General features: G+C 41.6%; 29 protein-coding genes. 23 read left to right on the plus strand and 6 right to left on the minus strand.

The window, feature by feature from the left end; translation table 11 throughout:
* Positions 1-236 precede the first annotated feature (236 nt).
* Positions 237-1,301, plus strand: coding sequence for a CAP domain-containing protein (locus tag ACOJQI_RS07165; protein WP_421385414.1), 1,065 nt, complete (start codon positions 237-239; stop codon positions 1,299-1,301).
* A gap of 57 nt (positions 1,302-1,358) precedes the next feature.
* Here ACOJQI_RS07165 and ACOJQI_RS07170 read toward each other — a convergent pair whose 3' ends face one another.
* Positions 1,359-1,847, minus strand: a complete 489-nt coding sequence (locus ACOJQI_RS07170; RefSeq protein ID WP_421384417.1) for a PaaI family thioesterase — start codon at positions 1,845-1,847, stop codon at positions 1,359-1,361.
* A 290-nt stretch (positions 1,848-2,137) separates the two neighbouring features.
* Here ACOJQI_RS07170 and ACOJQI_RS07175 point away from each other — a divergent pair, with 290 nt between their 5' ends.
* The 4 genes from ACOJQI_RS07175 (at position 2,138) to ACOJQI_RS07190 (ending at position 3,802) form a co-directional block, all read left to right on the plus strand.
* A complete protein-coding gene (locus ACOJQI_RS07175; protein ID WP_421384419.1) occupies positions 2,138-2,542 on the plus strand; it encodes a YlbD family protein in 405 nt (134 codons plus the stop codon).
* Positions 2,543-2,556: 14 nt separating this feature from the next.
* Entirely contained in the window at positions 2,557-2,796 is a 240-nt protein-coding gene (locus tag ACOJQI_RS07180) for a YlbE-like family protein (RefSeq protein ID WP_421384420.1), read from the plus strand.
* 108 nt (positions 2,797-2,904) lie between these two features.
* Positions 2,905-3,297: a hypothetical protein gene (locus ACOJQI_RS07185; protein ID WP_421384421.1), complete on the plus strand. Its 393-nt coding sequence runs from the start codon at positions 2,905-2,907 to the stop codon at positions 3,295-3,297.
* Positions 3,298-3,358: 61 nt separating this feature from the next.
* Positions 3,359-3,802: a YlbF family regulator gene (locus ACOJQI_RS07190; protein ID WP_421384423.1), complete on the plus strand. Its 444-nt coding sequence runs from the start codon at positions 3,359-3,361 to the stop codon at positions 3,800-3,802.
* Between the two features lie 102 nt (positions 3,803-3,904).
* Here ACOJQI_RS07190 and ACOJQI_RS07195 read toward each other — a convergent pair whose 3' ends face one another.
* Positions 3,905-4,219: a hypothetical protein gene (locus tag ACOJQI_RS07195; RefSeq protein ID WP_421384425.1), complete on the minus strand. Its 315-nt coding sequence runs from the start codon at positions 4,217-4,219 to the stop codon at positions 3,905-3,907.
* A gap of 86 nt (positions 4,220-4,305) precedes the next feature.
* On the opposite strand from ACOJQI_RS07195, the gene ACOJQI_RS07200 reads away from it, so the two are divergent.
* Complete coding sequence (locus tag ACOJQI_RS07200) at positions 4,306-4,581, plus strand: YlbG family protein (RefSeq protein ID WP_421384426.1); 276 nt, start codon at positions 4,306-4,308, stop codon at positions 4,579-4,581.
* A 62-nt stretch (positions 4,582-4,643) separates the two neighbouring features.
* Here ACOJQI_RS07200 and ACOJQI_RS07205 read toward each other — a convergent pair whose 3' ends face one another.
* Positions 4,644-5,033 (minus strand): DUF7147 family protein, encoded by a 390-nt coding sequence (locus tag ACOJQI_RS07205; RefSeq protein ID WP_421384427.1) that lies wholly within the window; start codon positions 5,031-5,033, stop codon positions 4,644-4,646.
* A gap of 187 nt (positions 5,034-5,220) precedes the next feature.
* Here ACOJQI_RS07205 and ACOJQI_RS07210 point away from each other — a divergent pair, with 187 nt between their 5' ends.
* The 4 genes from ACOJQI_RS07210 to coaD all read left to right on the plus strand — a co-directional run bounded on the left by ACOJQI_RS07210 (position 5,221) and on the right by coaD (position 8,677).
* On the plus strand, positions 5,221-5,751 hold the full coding sequence (locus ACOJQI_RS07210) for a sigma-70 family RNA polymerase sigma factor (protein ID WP_421384428.1): 531 nt from the start codon (positions 5,221-5,223) through the stop codon (positions 5,749-5,751).
* Positions 5,744-7,078, plus strand: a complete 1,335-nt coding sequence (locus tag ACOJQI_RS07215; protein WP_421384429.1) for a DUF4179 domain-containing protein — start codon at positions 5,744-5,746, stop codon at positions 7,076-7,078. Before ACOJQI_RS07210 ends, ACOJQI_RS07215 begins: the two co-directional genes overlap by 8 nt.
* Before the next feature lie 471 nt (positions 7,079-7,549).
* On the plus strand, positions 7,550-8,131 hold the full coding sequence (gene rsmD / locus ACOJQI_RS07220) for a 16S rRNA (guanine(966)-N(2))-methyltransferase RsmD (RefSeq protein WP_421385415.1): 582 nt from the start codon (positions 7,550-7,552) through the stop codon (positions 8,129-8,131).
* Between the two features lie 63 nt (positions 8,132-8,194).
* Positions 8,195-8,677 carry a pantetheine-phosphate adenylyltransferase gene (gene coaD / locus ACOJQI_RS07225; RefSeq protein WP_421384430.1) on the plus strand — a complete coding sequence of 161 codons (483 nt, stop codon included), beginning with the start codon at positions 8,195-8,197 and terminating at the stop codon, positions 8,675-8,677.
* A gap of 54 nt (positions 8,678-8,731) precedes the next feature.
* On the opposite strand, the gene ylbJ is transcribed toward coaD, so the two are convergent.
* On the minus strand, positions 8,732-9,955 hold the full coding sequence (gene ylbJ / locus ACOJQI_RS07230; RefSeq protein WP_421384432.1) for a sporulation integral membrane protein YlbJ: 1,224 nt from the start codon (positions 9,953-9,955) through the stop codon (positions 8,732-8,734).
* Positions 9,956-10,146: 191 nt separating this feature from the next.
* Between ylbJ and ACOJQI_RS07235 the strand changes: the two genes are divergently transcribed.
* The 6 genes from ACOJQI_RS07235 to ACOJQI_RS07260 all read left to right on the plus strand — a co-directional run bounded on the left by ACOJQI_RS07235 (position 10,147) and on the right by ACOJQI_RS07260 (position 13,628).
* Positions 10,147-10,929 (plus strand): patatin-like phospholipase family protein, encoded by a 783-nt coding sequence (locus ACOJQI_RS07235; protein ID WP_421384434.1) that lies wholly within the window; start codon positions 10,147-10,149, stop codon positions 10,927-10,929.
* A 6-nt stretch (positions 10,930-10,935) separates the two neighbouring features.
* Complete coding sequence (locus tag ACOJQI_RS07240) at positions 10,936-11,973, plus strand: SepM family pheromone-processing serine protease (protein ID WP_421384435.1); 1,038 nt, start codon at positions 10,936-10,938, stop codon at positions 11,971-11,973.
* Positions 11,974-12,101: 128 nt separating this feature from the next.
* Positions 12,102-12,998 carry a nuclease-related domain-containing protein gene (locus tag ACOJQI_RS07245; RefSeq protein ID WP_421385416.1) on the plus strand — a complete coding sequence of 299 codons (897 nt, stop codon included), beginning with the start codon at positions 12,102-12,104 and terminating at the stop codon, positions 12,996-12,998.
* A gap of 171 nt (positions 12,999-13,169) precedes the next feature.
* Positions 13,170-13,310, plus strand: a complete 141-nt coding sequence (locus ACOJQI_RS07250) for a hypothetical protein (RefSeq protein ID WP_421384436.1) — start codon at positions 13,170-13,172, stop codon at positions 13,308-13,310.
* Between the two features lie 18 nt (positions 13,311-13,328).
* The gene (locus ACOJQI_RS07255; RefSeq protein WP_421384438.1) at positions 13,329-13,463 is read left to right on the plus strand and encodes a hypothetical protein; all 135 of its coding nucleotides are present in this window, start codon (positions 13,329-13,331) and stop codon (positions 13,461-13,463) included.
* A 24-nt stretch (positions 13,464-13,487) separates the two neighbouring features.
* A complete protein-coding gene (locus ACOJQI_RS07260; RefSeq protein ID WP_421384439.1) occupies positions 13,488-13,628 on the plus strand; it encodes a hypothetical protein in 141 nt (46 codons plus the stop codon).
* A gap of 218 nt (positions 13,629-13,846) precedes the next feature.
* On the opposite strand, the gene ACOJQI_RS07265 is transcribed toward ACOJQI_RS07260, so the two are convergent.
* The gene (locus ACOJQI_RS07265) at positions 13,847-15,064 is read right to left on the minus strand and encodes a nucleotidyltransferase (protein WP_421384440.1); all 1,218 of its coding nucleotides are present in this window, start codon (positions 15,062-15,064) and stop codon (positions 13,847-13,849) included.
* 150 nt (positions 15,065-15,214) lie between these two features.
* Here ACOJQI_RS07265 and ACOJQI_RS07270 point away from each other — a divergent pair, with 150 nt between their 5' ends.
* The 4 genes from ACOJQI_RS07270 to ACOJQI_RS07285 all read left to right on the plus strand — a co-directional run bounded on the left by ACOJQI_RS07270 (position 15,215) and on the right by ACOJQI_RS07285 (position 17,746).
* Positions 15,215-15,754: a YceD family protein gene (locus ACOJQI_RS07270; RefSeq protein ID WP_421384441.1), complete on the plus strand. Its 540-nt coding sequence runs from the start codon at positions 15,215-15,217 to the stop codon at positions 15,752-15,754.
* 62 nt (positions 15,755-15,816) lie between these two features.
* On the plus strand, positions 15,817-15,990 hold the full coding sequence (rpmF, locus tag ACOJQI_RS07275) for a 50S ribosomal protein L32 (protein WP_421384442.1): 174 nt from the start codon (positions 15,817-15,819) through the stop codon (positions 15,988-15,990).
* A 261-nt stretch (positions 15,991-16,251) separates the two neighbouring features.
* The gene (locus ACOJQI_RS07280; RefSeq protein WP_421384443.1) at positions 16,252-17,001 is read left to right on the plus strand and encodes an enoyl-CoA hydratase/isomerase family protein; all 750 of its coding nucleotides are present in this window, start codon (positions 16,252-16,254) and stop codon (positions 16,999-17,001) included.
* Positions 17,002-17,119: 118 nt separating this feature from the next.
* Entirely contained in the window at positions 17,120-17,746 is a 627-nt protein-coding gene (locus ACOJQI_RS07285) for an RsfA family transcriptional regulator (RefSeq protein ID WP_421384445.1), read from the plus strand.
* A gap of 105 nt (positions 17,747-17,851) precedes the next feature.
* On the opposite strand, the gene ACOJQI_RS07290 is transcribed toward ACOJQI_RS07285, so the two are convergent.
* The gene (locus ACOJQI_RS07290; protein ID WP_421384446.1) at positions 17,852-18,322 is read right to left on the minus strand and encodes an N-acetyltransferase; all 471 of its coding nucleotides are present in this window, start codon (positions 18,320-18,322) and stop codon (positions 17,852-17,854) included.
* 251 nt (positions 18,323-18,573) lie between these two features.
* Here ACOJQI_RS07290 and ACOJQI_RS07295 point away from each other — a divergent pair, with 251 nt between their 5' ends.
* The 3 genes from ACOJQI_RS07295 (at position 18,574) to ACOJQI_RS07305 (ending at position 21,766) form a co-directional block, all read left to right on the plus strand.
* The gene (locus ACOJQI_RS07295; RefSeq protein WP_421384448.1) at positions 18,574-19,920 is read left to right on the plus strand and encodes an acetyl-CoA carboxylase biotin carboxylase subunit; all 1,347 of its coding nucleotides are present in this window, start codon (positions 18,574-18,576) and stop codon (positions 19,918-19,920) included.
* A gap of 26 nt (positions 19,921-19,946) precedes the next feature.
* The gene (locus ACOJQI_RS07300) at positions 19,947-20,159 is read left to right on the plus strand and encodes a biotin/lipoyl-binding carrier protein (RefSeq protein WP_421384449.1); all 213 of its coding nucleotides are present in this window, start codon (positions 19,947-19,949) and stop codon (positions 20,157-20,159) included.
* Between the two features lie 68 nt (positions 20,160-20,227).
* The gene (locus ACOJQI_RS07305) at positions 20,228-21,766 is read left to right on the plus strand and encodes an acyl-CoA carboxylase subunit beta (protein ID WP_421384451.1); all 1,539 of its coding nucleotides are present in this window, start codon (positions 20,228-20,230) and stop codon (positions 21,764-21,766) included.
* The last annotated feature ends 40 nt before the right edge of the window (positions 21,767-21,806 follow it).

A 21,806-nucleotide genomic window follows, 5' to 3' on the forward strand; every position in this document is an offset into this window, starting at 1 on the left:
CCCAGGCAGTTTTTTTATATAGTTTTCGGTATACGAATGAAACAGTGTAATATCCCGGCAATTATACAAAATTTCTAAAAGCTCTTACTGTAAAAGGAATTGTAAGTAATGCTATACTAAAAATAGTTAATACATATAAGCGGCCTGGTATTGTAAAGGTTGTCAGCAGGTTTTATTGCCTCCTGGAAAGATGAGTATATTTTATATCAGCATACTAAAAGAAAGGAGGATAACTCCTGAAAACATTACTTCGAATTCTAACGATTCTAGCAATTATAATTTTTGTCGGTATTTATTCAAATGCTAACCAGGATGATACACCTATATTAAAGGGACCGGAAACAAATAATCCGCAGATGGATGAGGGTGAGTCGCTGAACGGCACAGAAGAAAATTCAAATGTTGGCCCCCCGGTACAGGGGATAGCTTCATTTATTAATAAAAGTGCTGAGGAACTGGTTGCCCAAATAGGTGAACCCGATCGTATTGATCCTTCAGCTTATAGTTATGATTGGTGGATATATCACTTCTCTGATCAGGAATATATACAGGTTGGCATTGAAAGGAGCAAGGTGGTTACTATTTATGCTGCTGGCAGCGAAGCAGACATCCAGCCTTTCAAAATAGGTCAGACAATCAAGGAAATTTATCAAAATTCACCAGTGGAATCCGAAATTGTTGTCAACATTGATGGAGGGACATATCGTTTCGAGCTCTCCGAAGAAGACTTGAATACCAGGATGCTGACGATGGTAGGGGATGTTTATGCTCAGCTTTATCTTGATAAGTATACTGGTGAACTCGTAAGCATCCGATTATTCAACAAAGAAACGCTTATAGAGCAGCGGCCTTATGAAATGGTGTATAGAGGAGAGCTTATGGAAGAAAACGAGATATCTCAGGAGGAATGGAATAAAATCTCTGAAGGCAGTGAACAGCAAATCTTTGACATTACGAATATCATTCGTACCAGTTATGATGCAGGGCGGGTAAAATGGGATGAGGAAACTGCTTCTGTAGCTGAGGAACATAGTAAAGACATGTTTGAACAGGACTATTTCTCTCATGAATCCCCAACCTTTGGTACACTGGCAGACCGTTTGGAGAGTGCAGGTGTTGCTTTTGGCATGGCAGGTGAGAACATTGCCGCCCAATATGCTGACGGCCCGGCCGCTGTACATGGCTGGCTGAATTCCGAGGGACACCGAAAAACTTTATTAGAACCTGATTTTACGCATCTTGGAGTAGGCGTCTTTAGAAAGTACTATACTCAAAACTTCATTCAGCAATTCGAACAATAAAAAGTCGGCTTATTACAGCCGACTTTTTATTCATTATGGGATAGGGGATCGAAATGTTTACTGCCCCTTTTTTACGACGAAAAAAGATCCTGTAGAATGAGCAACTGTTTTTCCATCATCAGAAAACACTTTTCCATCAATAACAAGTGTCTTGGAGCCTTTGTGTACAAGTGTTCCTCTTGCTGTCAGATTCCCTTGTCTTCCAGGAGCCAAATAATGAACATTCAAGTTAGTTGTTACGGCACCAAAGCCCTCTGGAAGCAGTTGATTAGCCAAGGTACCCATTGCAGTATCCACAAGTGTGGCAGTGATTCCCCCATGAACAATTTCGAGTGAGTTATATGTAAGGGGGGTAATCGGAATGGTCACCTCACATATATTGTCCCCTGATTTTTTTTCCATAGCCAGGGCGGCCCCAATGTAAGAGCCATTTTCGCTGTTTTGTTTTCTTCTGACCCCCTCCAGCATTTGTTTAAGGACGTTCAGGTCGGCTTCACTTCCATTTTCTATACATTCCTTCAGCAATTCTGTCAGTTCTTCTTTCATCTTTATACATCCTTCTCTGTTTTTGTTCTGGGTCAGCCATTTATTATATTTAAATAGGAGATTGTTTTTCCTTCTTCCTTCTGTTCCATACAAAATATTGCACAACTCTTTGAAAGAGCTAACAATCTGTTTTTCTAAATAGCCATTATCAGTTTAATTAATCATATCATGAAATAATTTTCCGGGGAATTTTTTCAATAACTTGGTTCTTTTCCGGCTGATGTTCACATTTCTAATGAACTATCATAAGTTGTAGTAGGTATATGCCCGACTAGAGGAGGTGAAAGGATATGGCCAAAAAGCTGCATCCTAAAGTAAATGAATTTAAGGAATTCGTACAGAAGCATCCGAAAATATCCTCAGAAGTCAGAAAAGGGACGGCAACTTGGCAGGATTTATTTGAGGAATGGTACTTATTGGGGGAGGAAGATTCCAGGTGGGATCCTTATAGAGAAGGCAAAGAGAAAACCAAACAAGAAAAAAATGAATCTAAAGGTTTTATGGACCAAATTGGAGGAATGCTGAAGAATATGGATCCTGATCAAATGCAGCAGCATATTAACAGCTTGAGCCAGGCAATCGGTGCAGTCCAAGGGGTCCTGTCCCAATTCCAAACGACCAACACTGCTTCAGCACCGGAACAAACAGAAACCCCGCAGCGGCCAAGGCATCCGTTTTCATTCAGAAAAGATTAAGGGAAGTGTAACGAATGAGAAAAGAAGTGGTCGACTATATCCATTCAAAGCAGGATTTGAAAAATTTCATCAGAGTCCAGCCGGCCTGGTACAGAATTCTGAGCAAAAATCCTCATCATCTTGATAAGTTTGAAGCAGCATCCATCAATCATTTTGAAAAGACGGTACATCACCAGGTGCAGCGATTTTCCAATGGCGTGCAAATGGCTTCCATGATGATGCAGATGTTCCAGGCCATGAATGATTCTCAATGAAATTCCTGGACCCAAAAGTGATTATCATACTCAGTCATAAGGATTCGGCTTATTTTTTTGGTTAAAAACTTCCTTGTCTGCAAACGCTAATGGCAAGGAGTGGTTGAGATGAAAAAGTATTTACTATTGCTGTTGATAGTTTGTTTGACTGGCTGCAAAGAAGATATGCCTGAACCTGAATCTTTTGGTACGGAACTTGAAGCAAAAGCAGCATCCATCAGTGCACAGGATAAGAAGGATGTAACGGTCAGGCACATTGTCCAGGGAAGTCATGTTTATGTTGAATGCATTGCTCCGGGAATCACCTTTACTTCGGGGAAATCCGGTGAAAAAGGTAAAATTGTTGTAAGTGTCGATGGCAAGAGGTTTGAAGAATATCATACAGCAGCCTTTGTTATAAAAGGATTAAAAAAGGGGATTCATCATGTAAAGGTTGATATTGTAGCAAAAGACAATACACCTTTTGGGTTACAGAAGCAGTTCTATATCACAATTCCATAATAATAACTATTCGCTTACTTTCATTAAACGTGTTAAAATATCGTTATGGAGGTGAGCGTTTTTGCTTGCTACATTAGAAAGACTGGAAATACAGGAATCCGCTGAAGAATTGGCTGCTCAAATTTTGCAATCAGAAGTTGCAGAAGAGTATCGTCGTTGTTTATATAAGCTCAAGACAGATGAAGACACCCAGCGTAAAGTCCGTGAATTCAATAAAATGAAAGAACTTTATGAAGAAGTTCAGCGTTTTGGCCGTTACCATCCTGATTACAAACGAGTGATGATGGATGTACGCCATTTGAAACGTGACATGGACATGGACGAAAATGTTGCTAACTTCCGCCGTGCTGAAAACGACCTCCAGGATTTATTGGATCAGGTCAGCGTTTTAATCGGCAGGTCAGTGTCTGAAAATGTAAAAGTGCCGACAGGGAATCCTTTCTTTGATTCCGGCTCTGCCTGCGGAGGCGGATGTGGAAGTGGAGGAAGCTGCGGCTGTTCATAAAATGCGGGGGATTATATCCTCCGCATTTTTTTCTTTAGAAATTTGGAATGAAGATTGAAAAAGGAGGGGAATGAATAAGGGCAAACCCGTCCATATGCCTGGTTAACCTCGCAGCCGAATGCAGTCAACACAGAGGTTTCCACAGCAAAACATCTTTTCCTGCGGAACATAGAAGCGGTGGCGGTATACATAGCGGCTGTCGTTTTGTCTTACATACACAGTTTCGGAATGGAGGCGTTTGCCGCGCATGGATTTTGCTGCAGCTCTCTTGATGAATTCTTCCATGTCCTCTTTAGTTAAGATACCTTTAATGTAGATGAAAGGAATCCCGGCAATCTTCTTCATTTGATATTCCTCAATGCCTTCGAATGATTGCAAATGTTCTGCGAATTTATCCCAAATCACGGCCAGGTCCATACTTTACATCCCTTCTTTTGTTGATTTATGGTTATTTCTTATGCTAGACTTATGAAAAATAGAGTGAATAATAAGGGGAAAATAAGATGTTTACCGAAAGACAAGGTATTACAGTGTGGTTATATAGTTTAAAACACGCCAAATCCATGAGAAGGTTTGGAAATGTACAGTATGTTTCCAGAAAGCTGAAATATGTTGTGCTGTATTGTAATCAGAGTGAAACAGAAGCGATTGTAGAAAAACTATCCTCTTATTCTTACGTTAAAAAAGTGGAGCCTTCCTACAAGCCGTTTATTAAGACGCAGTTTGAGAACTCAAAACCTGATAAAGCCAAAGAGTATGATTATAAAATGGGGATCTAAATGGAAGCAAACAGGAGATGATGTGCCTGTTTGCTTTTGTTTTTATTTTAACAGTATCCCGGTTATTGCAAGGGCGGGATATAATGGTTCAATCTCAATATAGCAATAAGGTGCTGGTAATACAATTGGTTCTCAGCAAAGGCTGAGGACGGCTTAACATCCATTTGTATGACTTTACGTCCCTGTGCTTCAGCAGCTTGTTCAAAAAGCTGAAAACGTTTGTTTGGCAGATGATTTGGGTCAGGGATGCCTTCTCTGCAAATATAAAGCGGTTGAAACTTTCCTTCTTCGGCAGGTTTGAGGACAATTGCCAATGAAGTGACAGGTCGTTCTTTAACCACAGTATGAAAAGCCATAAAATGGAGCACTCTTGGTTCATTGTAACGTGCCAGTTCGATAAGTTCATATAAATCGGAATACCCTTCACCTAGTTCAATAAAACGCTGGATCATTTATTACTACTTCCTTTCATCCTCATCATTTCTATTTCTTCTTCCCAATTAATCATTATTCCAAAGACCTTTTAAGAAGTAAAGGATGTTCATTAACCGACAGTTAAAGAGAAAAAATAAAAATATCCAAAAAAGTAAAACTTTTTCGGATTCTTGAAGTCTAACGTTTAGGAAAGGGGGAATCGGGGTGAAATCGGAAAATGAACTATTGGTCAAAAAAGCCAAAAAAGGCGATGATGAAGCATTTTACCAACTGATCACCGTCCATAAAATGCAATTATATAGAATAGCATTGTCATATTTAAGAAACGAACATGATGCCCTGGAAGCAATCCAGGAAACGACTTTCCGGGCCTATAAAGGGCTGAAAAGGCTGCGCGAACCGCAATACTTTTCAACCTGGCTGACCAGGATCCTAATGAATTATTGTCGTGATCAACTCAAAAAGAATAAGCGCATGATTTTGGATGATTCTTTTCTTCAAGAGGCAGAAGGGCCGGAAGAGGTATCCAGCCTGGAAATCGAAGAAGCCATCCTGCAGATTGAAGAAAAGTACCGGAGAGTCATCATTCTTAAATACTTGGAAGATATGAAAATAGAAGAAATTGCAGCAACGTTGAAACATCCTCAGGGAACGATTAAGACTTGGCTTCATAAGGGGCTTTTGGCTTTAAGGAAACAATTCACTGATGATGAGGAAGGTGATCCACATGCATAATCGTGAAGAAGAAAGGCTGCATAATCTTAATAAGAAATTGGAAGAAGCGGAATTCCCAGCCGGAAAAATTGATCAAGCAATAAGGGAAGGCATACACAAAGCGCATCGCTCAAAAAAGCCGGACTATCTATGGAAAGGGATCCTTGCTGCAGCTGTAATTTTATTAACTGTATTTATCAGTTCCATCAGGGTTTCCGAAGCATTTGCAGACTATGTCAGCACTTTCCCCGGCATGGATAAAATTGTAGAGATGGTGAGGCAGGATAAAGGGCTGATGTCAATTATAGAAAATGACTATGTTCAGGAAGTGAAGAATTCAGTTACACATCAAGGGATAAAAATCACGCTTCATTCTTTGATTGCTGATGAAGAACAGCTTGTCCTATTTTACTCAGTGGAAACAGAAAGACAGTTTGATAATCTTCAAATAGAGCGCATCAGGGTGAAAAATGCAGCTGGAAAAGAGGTTCCATATACCAGTTTGTCCTTTGCCAGCCTGGATACTGAAGAGCCCAATATGTATCAGTCAGACTATGGTCTAAGGAAACCGTTAATGGGTGAGGAATATTCTGTGGTCATGGAAATGAGAGATGATGAAGGGGCTTTAGCTGAAGAATGGAACATCCCTTTTGAAATTGATCAGAGGAAAGTAGGCAAAACAAAAGTAAAAAACATCAATAAAGAATATTTAATAGAGGGACAAAAAATAGTAGTCAAACAAATGGAGATTTCTCCGACTAGAATAGGGGTTGAATTTCATTTTCCAGAAGAAAATACCAAGCGTATTTTCGATATCGAGGATCTCAGGCTTGTAGATGAGAAAGGGGAAACCTGGTCAAGGATATCCAATGGTTTGGTTGCGAGCGGTGATTTCCAAGAGAAAACCTATTACCTCCAAAGCAACTATTTTGAAGAACCAAAAGAACTTGACCTTGTATTTAATACTATTCGCGCGCTCGAAAAAGGAAAATTAGAAGTTCAGGTAGACACAGATAACTTAAAGATTCTGCAGGCACCGGATGAAAGGCTGGCAAAGGTGGAATATGAGGAAGCTTTTGATAATGGCGGAGCATTATTATTTTCATGGGATCAGGATTATGAGCAGGCCAACCATATGAATCCAATTAATAGTTATAAGAATGCTGATGGCGAGGAGAAGGAGCTGCACTCTCAATATCATGAGGGAGCTGGTTCTGACATGGTGCCCCGGTTCGGCTTTCCTTATGACCGGTCTGAAAATCCTGGCGGGATGATTTCGTTTGAACTTCAGGATTATCCATCGTGGATTAAAGGTGAAGTAAAGATTCCAGTGATAATTGAAAAGTAAATCTTCCTTCCGTACGCCGCTGAACGGCCGCTTCCGCTTTATCAATCCAGCTCCAAGGCCCCAGCGGCTAGCAGATTTCGATCTCTCTCCTTGCGATAAGTCATCATCGACTCGCTAGCTCGTCGTGATTCCTTTATCTCATGCGAGAGCCCTCCAATCTGTACGCCGCTGAGCGGGGCCTTTCCGCTTTATAATCAAAAAAACCCTGCAGGACTTCCTGCAGGGTCCTTCTATTTCCACTAGGGAAAGAAGGCAAAGGGAGAGGAGAAACCGGAGGAAGAACTTATGGGGAAACGTAAGTCTTCTCCGCGGTTGGCAACAACACCAGAAAAGATGTTGTTAATAGCATTATCACCACTGAGATGACTTTTATACATTCAAACGAAAATTCAACGAGTTTCATCACCTTTCGACGATTCATAGCAAAAGATGTTTATATATGGTAGGATATAAAGGAAATAAATACAATACATATTCAGTGGTGAATTCAATATGAGAGTAATATCTGGCGAATGCAAAGGAAGGCCGCTCAAGGCAGTGCCGGGCAGCGGGACCCGTCCGACAACAGATAAAGTGAAAGAAGCAATCTTTAATATTATCGGCCCTTATTTTGATTCGGGTGCCGGGCTCGATCTCTTTGCAGGGAGCGGCGGCCTTGGAATAGAGGCGTTGAGCAGAGGTTTGGATAGTGTGATTTTTGTAGATAAAGATTTCAAAGCGATCCAAACTGTAAAGAGCAACCTTGAACTCTGCGGATACAACGACAAAAGTGAAGTGTATAGAAATGATGCCGCAAGAGCCCTTAAAGCAGTGATTAAAAGAGAATTGTCCTTTCAATATATCTTTTTGGATCCTCCTTACAAGAAGCAGAAGCTTCAGGAACTGCTTGAAGAAATTGAAGAACACGATTTATTGAATGAAAGCGGTTACGTGGTTTGTGAACATGGTTCTGATATTGACCTTCCTGAAAATATCGGCACTTTAAGTATTATCAGGAAAGAGTCGTATGGAATAATAGGAATCACCATTTATCAAAAACATCAAAACCAATAGAAGGTTCTTACCCATGACTGTTTGACTATAGAAATACTGCTGGAAGAAACGGAGGCTGCAAGAATGTCTAGTATAGCTGTCTGCCCGGGAAGTTTTGATCCGATTACTTACGGGCACTTGGATATCATAACCCGCGGGGCGAAAGTTTTCGATAAAATATACATAACTGTTTTAAACAACTCATCAAAACAACCGATGTTTTCAGTGGAAGAAAGAATCCAGTTAATCAGGGAAGTCACCCAGGATATCCCCAATGTTGCAGTCGATTCCTTCCAGGGACTTTTAATGGATTATGCAAAAAGCGTGAACGCAAATGCTATACTTCGTGGATTGCGTGCAGTATCGGACTTTGAATATGAAATGCAGATAACATCGATGAACAGGGTACTGGATGAAAATATTGAAACGTTCTTTATCATGACTAACAATCAATACTCCTTCTTGAGCTCCTCTATTGTGAAAGAAGTTGCCAAGTATAATGCAGACATATCAGAACTGGTTCCGAAACCGGTGGAAATTGCTTTACAGGCAAAAAATAATATTTAATTAAAAAACTGCATCCCGTTGGATGCAGTTTTTTAATATATTTTTGTTTATGACTTATACTTTTGATCCTTCCCTGATTCTTACAATATAGAGAATGATATATATACTCAACGAAAATAGGGTGATGACCGGGCCCCACTGCTTCATCCAAAGAAGTGTATTCTCCCAAAAATGCCAATCAAGATTGTTGAAGACCGGGACGGCATTTGAAGGCTTATCCTGATAAAACTTCACATAGACAGGCTTCCAGATAAACAGGGTGATGATAGCAGCGATTGATCCATGGAGTAGCCTGGCCATAAAGAAGGGGCGGAAGCGAATATCAGTTTGCGCGAGGATGCTGGCCGCCTGCGCCTGTACACTGAAACCGCTGAAACCAAGAATAAAGCTTGTTATTATGGCCTGTTGCAGCAGTGTTGCTTCTCCGACCCCGCTGGTCATCTGGCTTCCAAGTGTAATCTCAAATAATCCAGAAATAAATGGAAGGGTCAGTTCGTCAGGAAGCATTAACAAACTGAAAAATATATTGAGTGCGTCTGCGACGAAAGTAGTGATATGAAGGTGGAAGAGCAGTTTGTTAATGACTGAAAACAAAATGATGAATCCGCCGATCATGAGAAGGGTTTGGATGGAAGAATTCACCGCATCTCCGAGCTGTTTACCAATCGGCCTTTTTTCCTGAACCCTGGTCCTATGAAGAGCAGATAATGCCCCTTTTATGGAAAAGACTTTATTGGACTGGATATGACTTTCACTTTCCTCTTTTCGTCCATAAAAACTCATGAGGAATCCGACACAGATATTTCCAAAGTAATGGGCACATGCAAGAATGATACCTAATTGCGGATTATAGAAAAACCCGACTGAAACCGCTCCGAAGATGAAAAGCGGATTTGATGAGTTGGTAAAAGAAACAAGCCTTTCTGCTTCAATCCGGCTGAGCTGTTCCTCCTGACGCAGCCGTGCTGTCAGTTTGGCACCCGCAGGGAAACCTGAAGCCATCCCCATTGCCCAGACAAAGCCACCCACACCAGGCACCCTGAAAAAAGGCCGCATAAGCGGTTCTAAAATGACACCGATAAATTTAACGACACCAAATCCAATCAGCATTTCGGAAATGATGAAAAATGGAAGCAAGGACGGAAACACAATTTCCCACCACATATTGAGCCCTCTTATGGAAGCTTCAAAAGATTCTTGAGGAAATGCAATTAGAGAGGCGGCGAGAATGGTAACCGAGCCTGCTAAAGTGATTGTTTTGAACTTGGAAGCATTCAATTTGTTCCCCCCATTATCTTGAAGGAAAGTTCATTTTCCTTGTCTTGTAGATATTGTAAATAGTGTTACAATGTAAATATATTTTCTTGTTTAGCCAATCACACCTTGTCCTCATATTAATGAAATATACTCATAGACGTTCAAAATAGACCATAAGATGAAAACAATCGAAGAAAAAAGGGGGAGCCCATGTGAACGAGCCAAAGATCGGCTTAGCTCTTGGTTCAGGAGGTGCAAGGGGATTTGCCCACCTGGGAGTCCTGATGGCGTTGAAAGAAGAAGGCATCCCTGTCGATATGATTGCAGGCAGCAGCATGGGGGCACTGGTCGCCTGTTTCTACGGAGTAGGACATAATATGGAAGATTTATATAAACTATCTACTGCATTCCGCAGAAAATATTATCTTGATTTTACCGTTCCGAAAATGGGGTTTATAGCAGGCAGGAGAATAAAGCAGTTCATCAAGCTGTTCACTCATAACAAAAATATTGAGGATCTAAGTTTGCCGGTATCTGTCGTAGCCACAGATCTTACGAACGGGGAAAGAGTGATCTTTAAAGAAGGACCGATAGCGGATGCTGTCAGGGCAAGCATAAGCATCCCGGGTATATTTGTCCCGGAAAAGATAGAAGGAAGGCTCCTTGTTGATGGAGGGGTAATTGACAGGGTCCCTGTCTCAGTCGTAAAAGAGATGGGGGCAGACATTGTTATAGGGGTAGATGTTGCCCAGGTAAAGCAAAATGCTGAGATTACAACAGTATATGATGTTATAATGCAAAGCATCGATATTCTTCAGAAAGAAATCATACGCCACCGGCAGCTCAGTGCAGATTTCATGATCAGGCCGAATGTTGAACAATACAGCTCCAGGGCATTCACCAATACGGAAGAAATAATTGCTGTTGGTGAAGAAGAAACGAAAAAAATGATTCCTTCAATAAAAAAAGCAATTGAAGAATGGAAGGGGAAGTAATAGTTAGTGTCACAGAAAAAGTGGATCCGTATCTTGATCGTCATGACAATACTTATCATAGGAAGTTCTTTTTACTACTTGCCGTATTATGTCACCAAGCCGGGAAGCGCTAAGGATCTTGATCCGATCATAGAGGTTGAAAATGGTTATGAAGATGAAGGAAAACTTATGCTTACAACTGTAAGGATGGGGAAGGCCAATATCTATACGTACTTCATTGCCTCCCTGAGGAAATATGAACACATCTATCCGGTAGGGGAAATCAGGAGGTCCGAGGAGACTGACGAAGAATATAATGTGAGACAGCTTCACCTCATGGAGTCTTCCAAACTGAATGCCATTGAAGTCGCATTCCAACACGCTGATAAAAAATATTCTTTTCAATATAATGGTGTTTACGTCTTGAATGTATATCCTGGAATGCCTGCTGATGAAGTGCTGGAGCCCGGCGATATGATCAGTGCGATTGATGGAAATGAATTTAGTTCGTCACAGGAATTCATTGAATATATTGACACAAAAAGCATAGGTGATACGGTGAATATCACGTTTACCCGGGATGATGAGGTGCAGGAGAAAGAAGTTGCCCTTGCAGAGTTTTCTGCCAGCGAAGGCAAGGTCGGCCTTGGGATTGGCCTTGTGGATGATAAAGAAATCATCACTACACCTAAAGTCACGATGAATACAGAAAAGATCGGGGGACCATCTGCGGGGCTGATGTTCAGCCTTCAGCTTTACAATGAACTCGTGGAGAGGGATATCACCCATGGAATGGAGATTGCTGGAACGGGTACTATTTCTTCTAATGGAACAGTGGGCAGAATCGGTGGTATTGAGCAAAAAGTCATTGCGGCCGATAAAGCAGGAGCGGAAGTTTTCTTTGCTCCCATGGACCTTATTCCTGATAGGATAAAGAAAACAAATCCAGACTTGAAGCCAAACTACGAAGAAGCCTTGAAAACGGCAGAAGAAATCGGAACTGATATGAAAATAGTTCCTGTTAAGACATTCGAAGATGCTTTGAATTACCTCGATTCTTTATAAACAGGAAAGAGAACTGAACAAATCTGTTCAGTTCTCTTTTTATTGTGTAGGAAGTCAAGTAAGTAGACGCCTTAGTCGTTTTTCGCTAGAATTTACTTATATTTGAAAAGGAGTGATGCCCATTGATCATGAAAATGCGTGATGTGCCAAAGGAGCTGCAGATATTAAGAATATTGCGGCCAAGAATGAATTTTACCGAAGACGAAGAAAGCTATTACCAGTACAAAGAAAAAGGATATGAAGGAGAAGTCACATTTGATAAGTGGGCAGAACCACTTAAGGACATGATTTTTCTAAACGACATCAACCTCAATACAAACAACAACCACTTCCAAAACGACTCCCTCGGAATCTCCGCCGGAACCCTCCATATCTTCGAAGTCAAAAACTTCGCAGGCGACTATACCATCGACAAAGAAGGCAAATGGCACTCGCCAAAAGGCAACATCGTCAAAAACCCCCACCTTCAGCTCGAAAAAGCAGAAACCCTCATGAACCAGCTTGTTAAAAATATGGGCTGGCGAATCAACGTAGAGCCTCATTTAGTATTTGTCCATCCCGAATTTCATCTTTATAATGTCCCTGCTCATTTACCGATTATCTACCCAACTCAACTAGTGCGTTTCAGAGAAAAATTATTGGAGAGGTGCTCGAAACCGACCCGTTCGGAAGTACAACTAGGTGATAGGTTATTGTCGCTTTTGATAGAGGAAATGCCTTATACCAGTGTCCCTGACTACACGTATGACAGGCTTCGAAAGGGGATTGTTTGTAAGGGGTGCGGGGTGTTTTATGGGTCTTTCCATAAGACCTTTCAGTGCGGCTTCTGTGGAGGCCGGGAGAGTTGCTCCGAGGCTGTAATAAGAAGTATTAATGAATTTAAGATGTTGTTTTCGGATAACAAGGTAACAACAGCAAGGATTCATGATTGGTGTAATGTGGTTAAGGACGAGAGGACTATTCGGAGGGTACTTAACGAAAACTTTGAGTTAAAAGGTTTTGCTAAGTCTGCCTTCTATTTTTAAAATTTATTGTCTGATAAAAGTCGTATCCGGACAACTTTTCTTGTTATTTAAGAAAGTGTGGGTCTATGCCGTCATCAAAAGAGGAGCGGGAGGAAAATGATGTCCTCAAAGAGGGCCTATGCCGTCATCAAAAGAGGAGCGGGAGGAAAATGATGTCCTCAAAGAGGGTCTATGCCGTCATCAAAAGAGGAGCTGGAGGAAAATGATGTCCTCAAAGAGGGTCTATGCCGTCATCAAAAGAGGAGCTGGAGGAAAATGATGTCCTCAAAGAGGGTCTATGCCATCATGAAAAGAGGAACTGGAGGAAAATGATGTCCCCAAAGAGGGTCTATGCCGTCATCAAAAGAGGAGCTGGTCGAAAATGATGTCCTCAAAGAGGGTCTATGCCATCATGAAAAGAGGAACTGGAGGAAAATGATGTCCTCAAAGAGGGTCTATGCCGTCATCAAAAGAGGAGCGGTATGAAAATGATGTCCTCAAAGAGGGTCTATGCCGTCATCAAAAGAAGAGCGGGAGGAAAATGATGTCCTCAAAGAGGCTCTATGCCGTCATCAAAATTGGAGCTGGTCGAAAATGATGTCCTCAAAGAGGGGCTACACCGTCATCAAAAGAGGAACTAGACGGAAATGATGTCCCCAAAGAGGGTCTATGCCGACATCAAAATAGGAGCTGGAGGGAAATGATGTCCTCAAAGAGGCTCTATGCCGTCATCAAAAGAAGTGAGAATTCTGTCCGTATATAATTCCGTCCCGAATCCACTTAAATCCCTTGTAGTGAATACCAGTTTGGAAGCAAGTCCACTAAAGACAGTAACTAAAAGAAAGCAGCGGCCGGCCGCTGCTTTCTTATTAGTTTTGTAAATAAATCGGAGGCTGTTTGAACTCCTGTTCAAGCAATATTTTTTGAATTGCCGGGTCTGCAGCTCCCATTGAGTAGATTTCCGAAGCCCTGATGTCCAAGGAGATTTCATTTTGGTCAGCAGATCCAAGCTTGCTGATCAAGGGCAATGAAAGCTCTTTCTTATGCATATTCAGATATTGCCTTCCGGATGAAGTCATGCCGAGAAGGCGGATATATTTAGGTACCATGCCGGCATGCATATCTTCTTTCGATGTATTTGTAAGAATATGAAGCGCCATCCGCTGTAACCGTGTCCACGTATATCTCTTTGTTTTTACTGTTTCCATGAACTCCTGGAAGCTTGAAGAAGAGCGTGCTGCAGCCTTGAATCTGTTTTCAATCCCTTCTTCGATTTCATAGATGGCGGAGAGCTGTTCACTGGTGGAGGAAAGAATTCGATACTTTAATAAATGAAAGTACCGCTCCCAATCATGAAGTATACCGTATGTATCCTGATAGGCTTTCATTTCATCCTTCGTAGATTCAGGGATGAAAGGATCGACAGAATGGACATTGCCCTCCCTGTTCCTCAGCTCTTTCCTGATGCTTGTGGCACTGGCAATGGTTTCATCAGTGAAATTTTGATCGTGATAGTTTGCATTTTTTCTGCCAAGAGTATAGGCTTTCATATCAGAGCCCATTGAATGGCACGCTTTCATATAATGGTATCCAAGAATGTTGTTCGGTAAGGATAAGTCGACCAGCGTCCGGTCAGTATCGAGGCTGTGGAAAGCTTTTGACAAGGCGGAAGGGTAGCTCATTCCCATCTTTACATACTCCTGAACAAAAGCATTATACTGCTCGTCATGCTCATTGAGATACTGGACTGTATTCTCAAAAGCGGCGATGTTTCCTGATTCACTGCCGAAGCAGAAAGCTGAACACTTCATGGCATCCAGTAATGCCACTGCCCCTTGTGCAAAAACTTCGGCATGCTGGGTTGCAATGGCGTATGGCAGCTCGATTACAATATCTGCGCCTGCCTTCAACGCCATTTTCGTGCGCGACCACTTTGATACAATTGCCGGTTCTCCCCGCTGTAGGAAATTGCCGCTCATAACGGCAATGACCAGATCCGCATTTGTCATTTTTCTGGTCTCTGACAGATGGTGGAGATGGCCATTATGAAATGGATTATATTCTACAATAACGCCCGATGCTTTCATTTCTTTTTCACATCCTTTAAAATGGGTGATAAATACTCATAAATACAAGTTATAATTACAACACTATACTTGTAAAGAGTGTAAAGAAAAAATATTGACAAAAGGTATTATGAAAGCTATAATTACCTTTGTTGCCTTGAGGTGATTACATTGAAATGGTCAATAATTCAATTGCAGAAGTTTCGTGACAAGGGATTGACCCTCGATGAGACGATTGATGCAAGTGAAGTAAAAAAACTTGATCCTCAGATACGTGATGTTTCTCCGATCCATGTCACGGGAAGAGCAGACATTAGTTCTGAAAAGGTGACCTTCCATCTGAATATTGAAGGTGAACTTGTTCTTCCTTGCTCAAGAACGCTGGAAGATGTAGATTTTCCGGTCGATATTGACACGGTCGAAACATTCTTATTAAAAGCGAATGACTATGATCAGTATGAAGAGGAAGAGGTGCACAGGATCCAGGGAGATGTCATTGACTTAATGCCTGTCATTAATGAATTGCTCGTCCTCGAAATCCCGATGCAGGTTTTCAGCGAAAAAGCACAAGATGATGAAAACCTTCCTTCCGGCAAGAATTGGGAAGTCATTACTGAAGAGCAGGCCAATCAGGCGGAAGAAGAGGAAGAGAAAGTAGATCCTCGGCTTGCAGGTCTTGCGAAGCTTCTTGAACAGGACAAGAACTCTTAAAGCGCGTGAACCAGCTCGTTCTGGCTTCATCATAACATATCTCTGTAAGGAGGTGGGAAGAAATGGCAGTACCTTTTAGAAGAACTTCTAAAACAGCAAAGAGACAACGCCGTACACATTTCAAGTTAAATGTACCTGGTATGGTTGCATGCCCAAATTGTGGGGAAATGAAACTAGCTCACCGTGTATGTAAAGAGTGCGGTACTTATAAAGGAAAAGAAGTTGTAAGTAAATAATTTTTATTTACAGCAAAAAAGCGTGAAGAGACCATGGCTCTTCACGCTTTTTTTTATGCTTTAAGGTTTATAGAACTAATGAAAAGCGTGGAATATTCTGTTTTTGACCAAGATTTATATTATAGTAAAAGAGTATTATCTTTGTGCTATTCAGATTATCTGATTTGTTGGGCCAAGGCTTAGGAGGCCAACTATATAACACAATCATACATTACATATTTTTTTTATGGAATAAAGGAGGATATCATGGGAGGTTTTCTATTGGAAAAAACAAGAGAAGGGGCTCTTGTTTTTACTATAAACAGGGAAGAAAAACGTAACGCCATCAATTATGAAGTAATGGATGGACTGAAAGCAGCTATTAATAAGGCAGCTGAGGATCCGGACGTCAAGATATTGATCATAACCGCTGCCGGAGAGAGAGCGTTCTGTTCGGGAGGGGACCTGGATACTTTTCATGGTCTGAAAACAGAAGAGCAAGCCTATTCAATGTTAAAGAAGATGGGGGACATACTCTATCAACTGGCAACACTTCCAAAAATGACAGTTGCCCTGATAAATGGGAGTGCGGTTGGAAGCGGATGTGAAATAGCGGCAGCTTGTGATTACAGGGTTGCGCAAAAGGGAGCAAAGATGGGATTCATCCAAGGGACACTTGCAATCACGACTGGATGGGGAGGCGCTTCGTTATTAATGGAAAAGATGGCCTGTCCCCAGGCCCTTTACCTTTTAGGTACTGCAGGCCTGTACCCCTCTGAAAAGATGCATGAATTCGGATTCGTCAACCACCTGCTTGATAAGACGGATATCCCTGCTGTTCTTCAATTCATGGGAGATTTTCTGAACAAAGATGTAAATGTCCTGGCTGCTTATAAGAAAGCAGTGAAAGAAAAGTGGGAATCCGGACAGCTCTACGAAAGAATAGACAGGGAAATACGTCAATGCGCTCAATTATGGGAAAAAGAAGAACATCATGAGGCTGTCGAGGCTTTCCTATCTAAGAAAAGTTAAAGTAACCGAAACAGGCATCATTTTACAAACTCCAAAAAAGAAAGTGTAATATATTCTATCTTTTCTACCATAAACATAAGTATGAATTATTAAATACATTCATACAGGAGGGATAGGAGTGACATCTAATAGACAAGATGCCTGGAGTCAGGATGAGGATTTATTGCTTGCTGAGGTGGTCCTTCGCCATATCAGGGAAGGGGGAACACAGCTTCAGGCATTTGAAGAGGTTGGGAGAAAGTTATCACGGACAGCAGCTGCATGCGGTTTTCGCTGGAACTCGTTTGTACGAAAACAGTATAAATCCGGTATTGAGCTTGCCAAAAGGCAGCGAAAGGAAAATAAAAAACAGCCAGTGCCTTCCCCTTCAAGGGAAGTTAAGCAGCCAGAAGTGAAACAGGAAATTGCTCCGGTAAATAAGGTGGAACCGCAATCGGATACATTGACTTTAAATGGGGTTATTGAATTTCTTGAAGGGCTGAAAGAAAATTTAAACCAGGATAAGGAATTGGAATCAGCTTATAAAAAACTCGAAGAATATGCGGGCAAACTCGAACAGCAGATAGAGAAGCTGAAAGAAGCGAATTCTGTTTATAAAGAAAAGCTTGAACTGCTGGAGGAAGACCATCAGTCGCTTCTATCCATCTTTGAAAAAGCTCGGAAAATGGCGTTGCTCCAGGAAAATGATGATAAAGTGAAATTTCAAATGGACAAAAATGGAAATCTTCAGCGGCTTCAAAAGTGATGGTTGGGACCTATAAGAACTCGTAGATAAAAAGGCTGACAAATGTCAGCCTTTTGTGTTGATCATTACGTAATGTAATTCACTCATCGGTATCTTCATGATTTATTACTTTTGTTCACTGACACCTTCTGGAAGCCAGATGAGCGGATTTTGGCCCAAGTCTCTTTCCATATCATATGTGACCTTTTCAAAGCCCATCCTCTCCCAGAAACCGTGAGATTGGATACGCGGGTTTGTTTTAATAGCCATATTAAAGCTTTTAGCGAAGTCTACCAGGACTTTTCCATATCCTTTTCCTTGGTATGCAGGCAAAACTTCAAGTTTCCATAACTCCAGATAATTCTGAGGGGGATCGAAGTATTGGTCATAACGAGAGTCTCTCTCATAAAGGCTCATACGGGCTATAAGGGTATCTCCGAAGTAAATTCCATAAAAAGGAGATTCGCTGTTATTTTCAATAATATTGGATTCAAGATCTTCCATCATGGAAAGTTCCTGAACACCATACTCTCTGAATTTCTTGAATTCTTCAAGAGTTTTGTAATTCACTTTAAGTTTTTCTACCTTCACTGTCATATGCGGTACCTCCTGAGCGATTGAATTGGTGTATACCTTCTTTATGCATGTAAGAATTGATAAGAAGATAATATTCTAAGCTTTTCTTTCATTACTATCTTTTAAGATTATGATATTATCATTATATAACAAAAATACAAAAAATTCTGCACTTAGATAAGAAAGCGTTTGCAAATTTAGAAGGATTTTTTGTTTTTTTGTAGAAAGCTATTACTAGAATAAGTATCTAGTGATAAGAAAGGGGATATGTTGTGCAGAAGATTTTAGTGGCAAACAGGGGAGAAATTGCTTCGAGAATTATCCGTACTTGCAGTGAAATGGGGATTGAATCTATCGCCATCTATTCAGATGCTGATAAAGATATGCCGTATGTCAAGGAAGCTGACAGCGCCTTTCGTATAGGTGAACCCCCGGTAAATAAATCATACTTGCAAATGGATGCGATCCTGGAAATTGCACTCAGGGAAAATGCAGATGGAATCCATCCGGGGTATGGCCTCTTATCCGAGAATAGTGATTTTGCGAGGAAAACGAGAGATAGTGGGATAACATTTATCGGCCCTTCAGCTGAAGTCATGGAAATGATGGGAGATAAAGTTGCAGCAAGGAAGACAATGGAGGCGGCTAAGGTGCCGGTTGTGCCTGGAAGTGATGGGGGTGTTGCTTCAATAGAGGAGGCCAAGGCAGTTGCGGAATCCATTGGGTACCCTGTAATGTTGAAGGCCAGCAGCGGAGGCGGCGGTATCGGGATGATCCGCTGTAATGATGAGCAAGCGCTCGTTCAAAGTTATGATTCTACAAAAAATAGGGCAAAAGCGTATTTCGGGCATGACGAAGTTTTCCTTGAAAAGTGTATTGATAATGCCAGACACATTGAAATCCAAATCTTTGGAGATGGAAAAGGAAATATTCTTCATTTGTTTGAGAGAAACTGCTCTGTCCAAAGGCGCAATCAAAAGGTGATTGAAGAAGCGCCATCTCCGCAGTTATCGCAACAGGCTAAAGAAAAAATGTATGAAGCAGCAGTGCGTGCTGGAAAAGCAGTCAACTATGTCAATGCAGGGACAGTTGAATTCATTGTGGATAATGATGAGAACTTCTATTTTCTTGAGATGAATACAAGGCTGCAGGTCGAGCATCCAGTTACTGAAAGCATTACCCACCTCGATTTGGTTAAGTGGCAAATTCTTGTCAGCAGAGGAGAGGAGCTGCCAATTCCAAGCCAGGAAGGCATTAATAGCGATGGGCATGCAATTGAATTCCGTGTGTATGCTGAAGATCCAAAAACATTTTTCCCTTCACCAGGGAACATTTCATCCATTAAGTGGGGTAAGACAGCCAATTCACGGATCGACAGTGGATATGAAGAGGGAAATAATGTGACACCTTTTTACGACCCGATGATCGCCAAGGTCATTATCAGCGGCACTAACCGGGAAAATTGCATCAAGGAAGCGGTTGAATTTTTTGAAGAAACGGAGATTCAAGGTGTAAAGACGAATATACCCCTTTTCAGGGATATTCTGAAGGAAGCGGACTTTAAGGATGGTTCGTATAATACAGCTTGGCTCAACTCAAGGCAGGCAGTTAATAAATAACATCGACATATTAGGAGGAACTAACTATGAAAGAAATTACAGCATCAATGGCAGGAACTGTGTTAAACGTATTAGTGGAGAGCGGTGCGGACGTAAGCAGCGGAGATACAATCTTAATGCTTGAATCAATGAAGATGGAGATTCCTGTAGAAGCGGAAAACTCAGGCAAAGTTGCAGAAGTGAAAGTGAATGTTGGGGATTTCGTTAACGAAGGAGATGTCCTGGTTACATTTGAATAATGTGAGAGCGTTTTGCAGGAGACAGCCAACTTCATGATTGGTAACTGAATACAAAGGGGGATTTTTCTGTGTCTCAAAAAACATATGAACATGTACTTGAAGAAAAAAGGGAGAAGATTTCCGGCGGCGGTCAGCAGAAGTACCATGAAAAGCTGAAGGAACAAAATAAATTGTTTGTAAGAGACCGCTTGAACTTATTATTTGATAATGGCGAGTATCAGGAAGATGGAATGTTTGCCAATTGCCAGGATGAAGGCCTTCCGGCAGATGGGGTTGTAACTGCAACCGGAAAAATCGGAGGAAGGACCGTATGTGTCATGGCCAATGATTCAACGGTTAAAGCCGGTTCGTGGGGTGCAAGGACGGTTGAGAAGATTATCCGTATACAAGAAACGGCATTAAACCTGAAAGTGCCGATTCTTTATCTGGTTGACTCGGCGGGGGCTAGGATTACTGATCAGCTCGAAATGTTCCCTAACAGACGAGGGGCAGGGAAGATATTCCACAACCAGGTGAAAATGTCGGGCATGGTTCCCCAGATTTGTCTATTGTTTGGCCCTTCAGCAGCAGGAGGAGCATACATACCGGCTTTCTGTGATATCGTCATCATGGTGGATGGCAATGCTTCTATGTATTTGGGATCCCCGCGGATGGCTGAGAAAGTTATCGGTGAAAAAGTGACGCTTGAAGAAATGGGCGGTGCCAGGATGCATTGTTCTGTCAGCGGTGTGGGGGATATGCTGGCTTATTCAGAGGAAGAAGCGATAGAAGCGGCCAAGAAATATCTGACTTACTTCCCTTCCAACTATCTTCAAAAGCCGGCGGCCCTAGATGGTATCAAACCTAAAGATGGCAGGACGCTTGAGCAAATAATACCTGAGCATCAAAATGCTCCATTTGATATGTATGAATGTATCGATTCTTTAATTGATGAAGGCAGTTTCTTTGAGATGAAGAAACTGTTTGCGCAGGAAATCGTGACAGGATTCGCCCGCATCGATGGAAAGCCTGTGGGAATTATAGCGAACCAGCCAAAGGTCAAAGGTGGAGTGCTGTTCGTGGATTCTGCGGATAAGGCAGCTAAGTTCATTACTTTATGTGACGCTTTTTCCATTCCGCTGCTCTTCCTTGCTGATGTGCCGGGTTTCATGATTGGAACCAAAGTGGAAAGAGCCGGGATCATCAGGCATGGTGCCAAACTTATCGCTGCGATGAGTTCTGCAACCGTTCCAAAGATTTCAGTCATTGTAAGAAAAGCATATGGAGCGGGTCTATACGCAATGGCAGGTCCGGCCTTTGAACCGGATGTCTGTATCGCCCTTCCTACTGCACAGATTGCGGTAATGGGACCTGAAGCTGCTGTAAATGCGGTGTATTCAAATAAGATCCAGGCAATTGAAGATCCTAAAGAACGGATTGCTTATGTTCAGGAAAAGCAGAAAGAATACAAGGAACATATAGACATTTACAAGCTTGCTTCTGAAATGATTATAGATGAAATCACTGGTCCAAATGAATTGCGCGGAGTATTGATCGAACGCTTTAAACTGTATGAAACAAAAGAAGTGGAATTCAGCTCAAGAAAGCACCCGGTTTATCCGGTCTGATCAACAAGGGTTGACCTGCAGATATGTAATCTGGGGTTGG

This window comes from Bacillus salacetis (genome assembly GCF_049177075.1).
Taxonomy (GTDB): Bacteria; Bacillota; Bacilli; order Bacillales; family Bacillaceae_B; genus Rossellomorea; species Rossellomorea salacetis_A.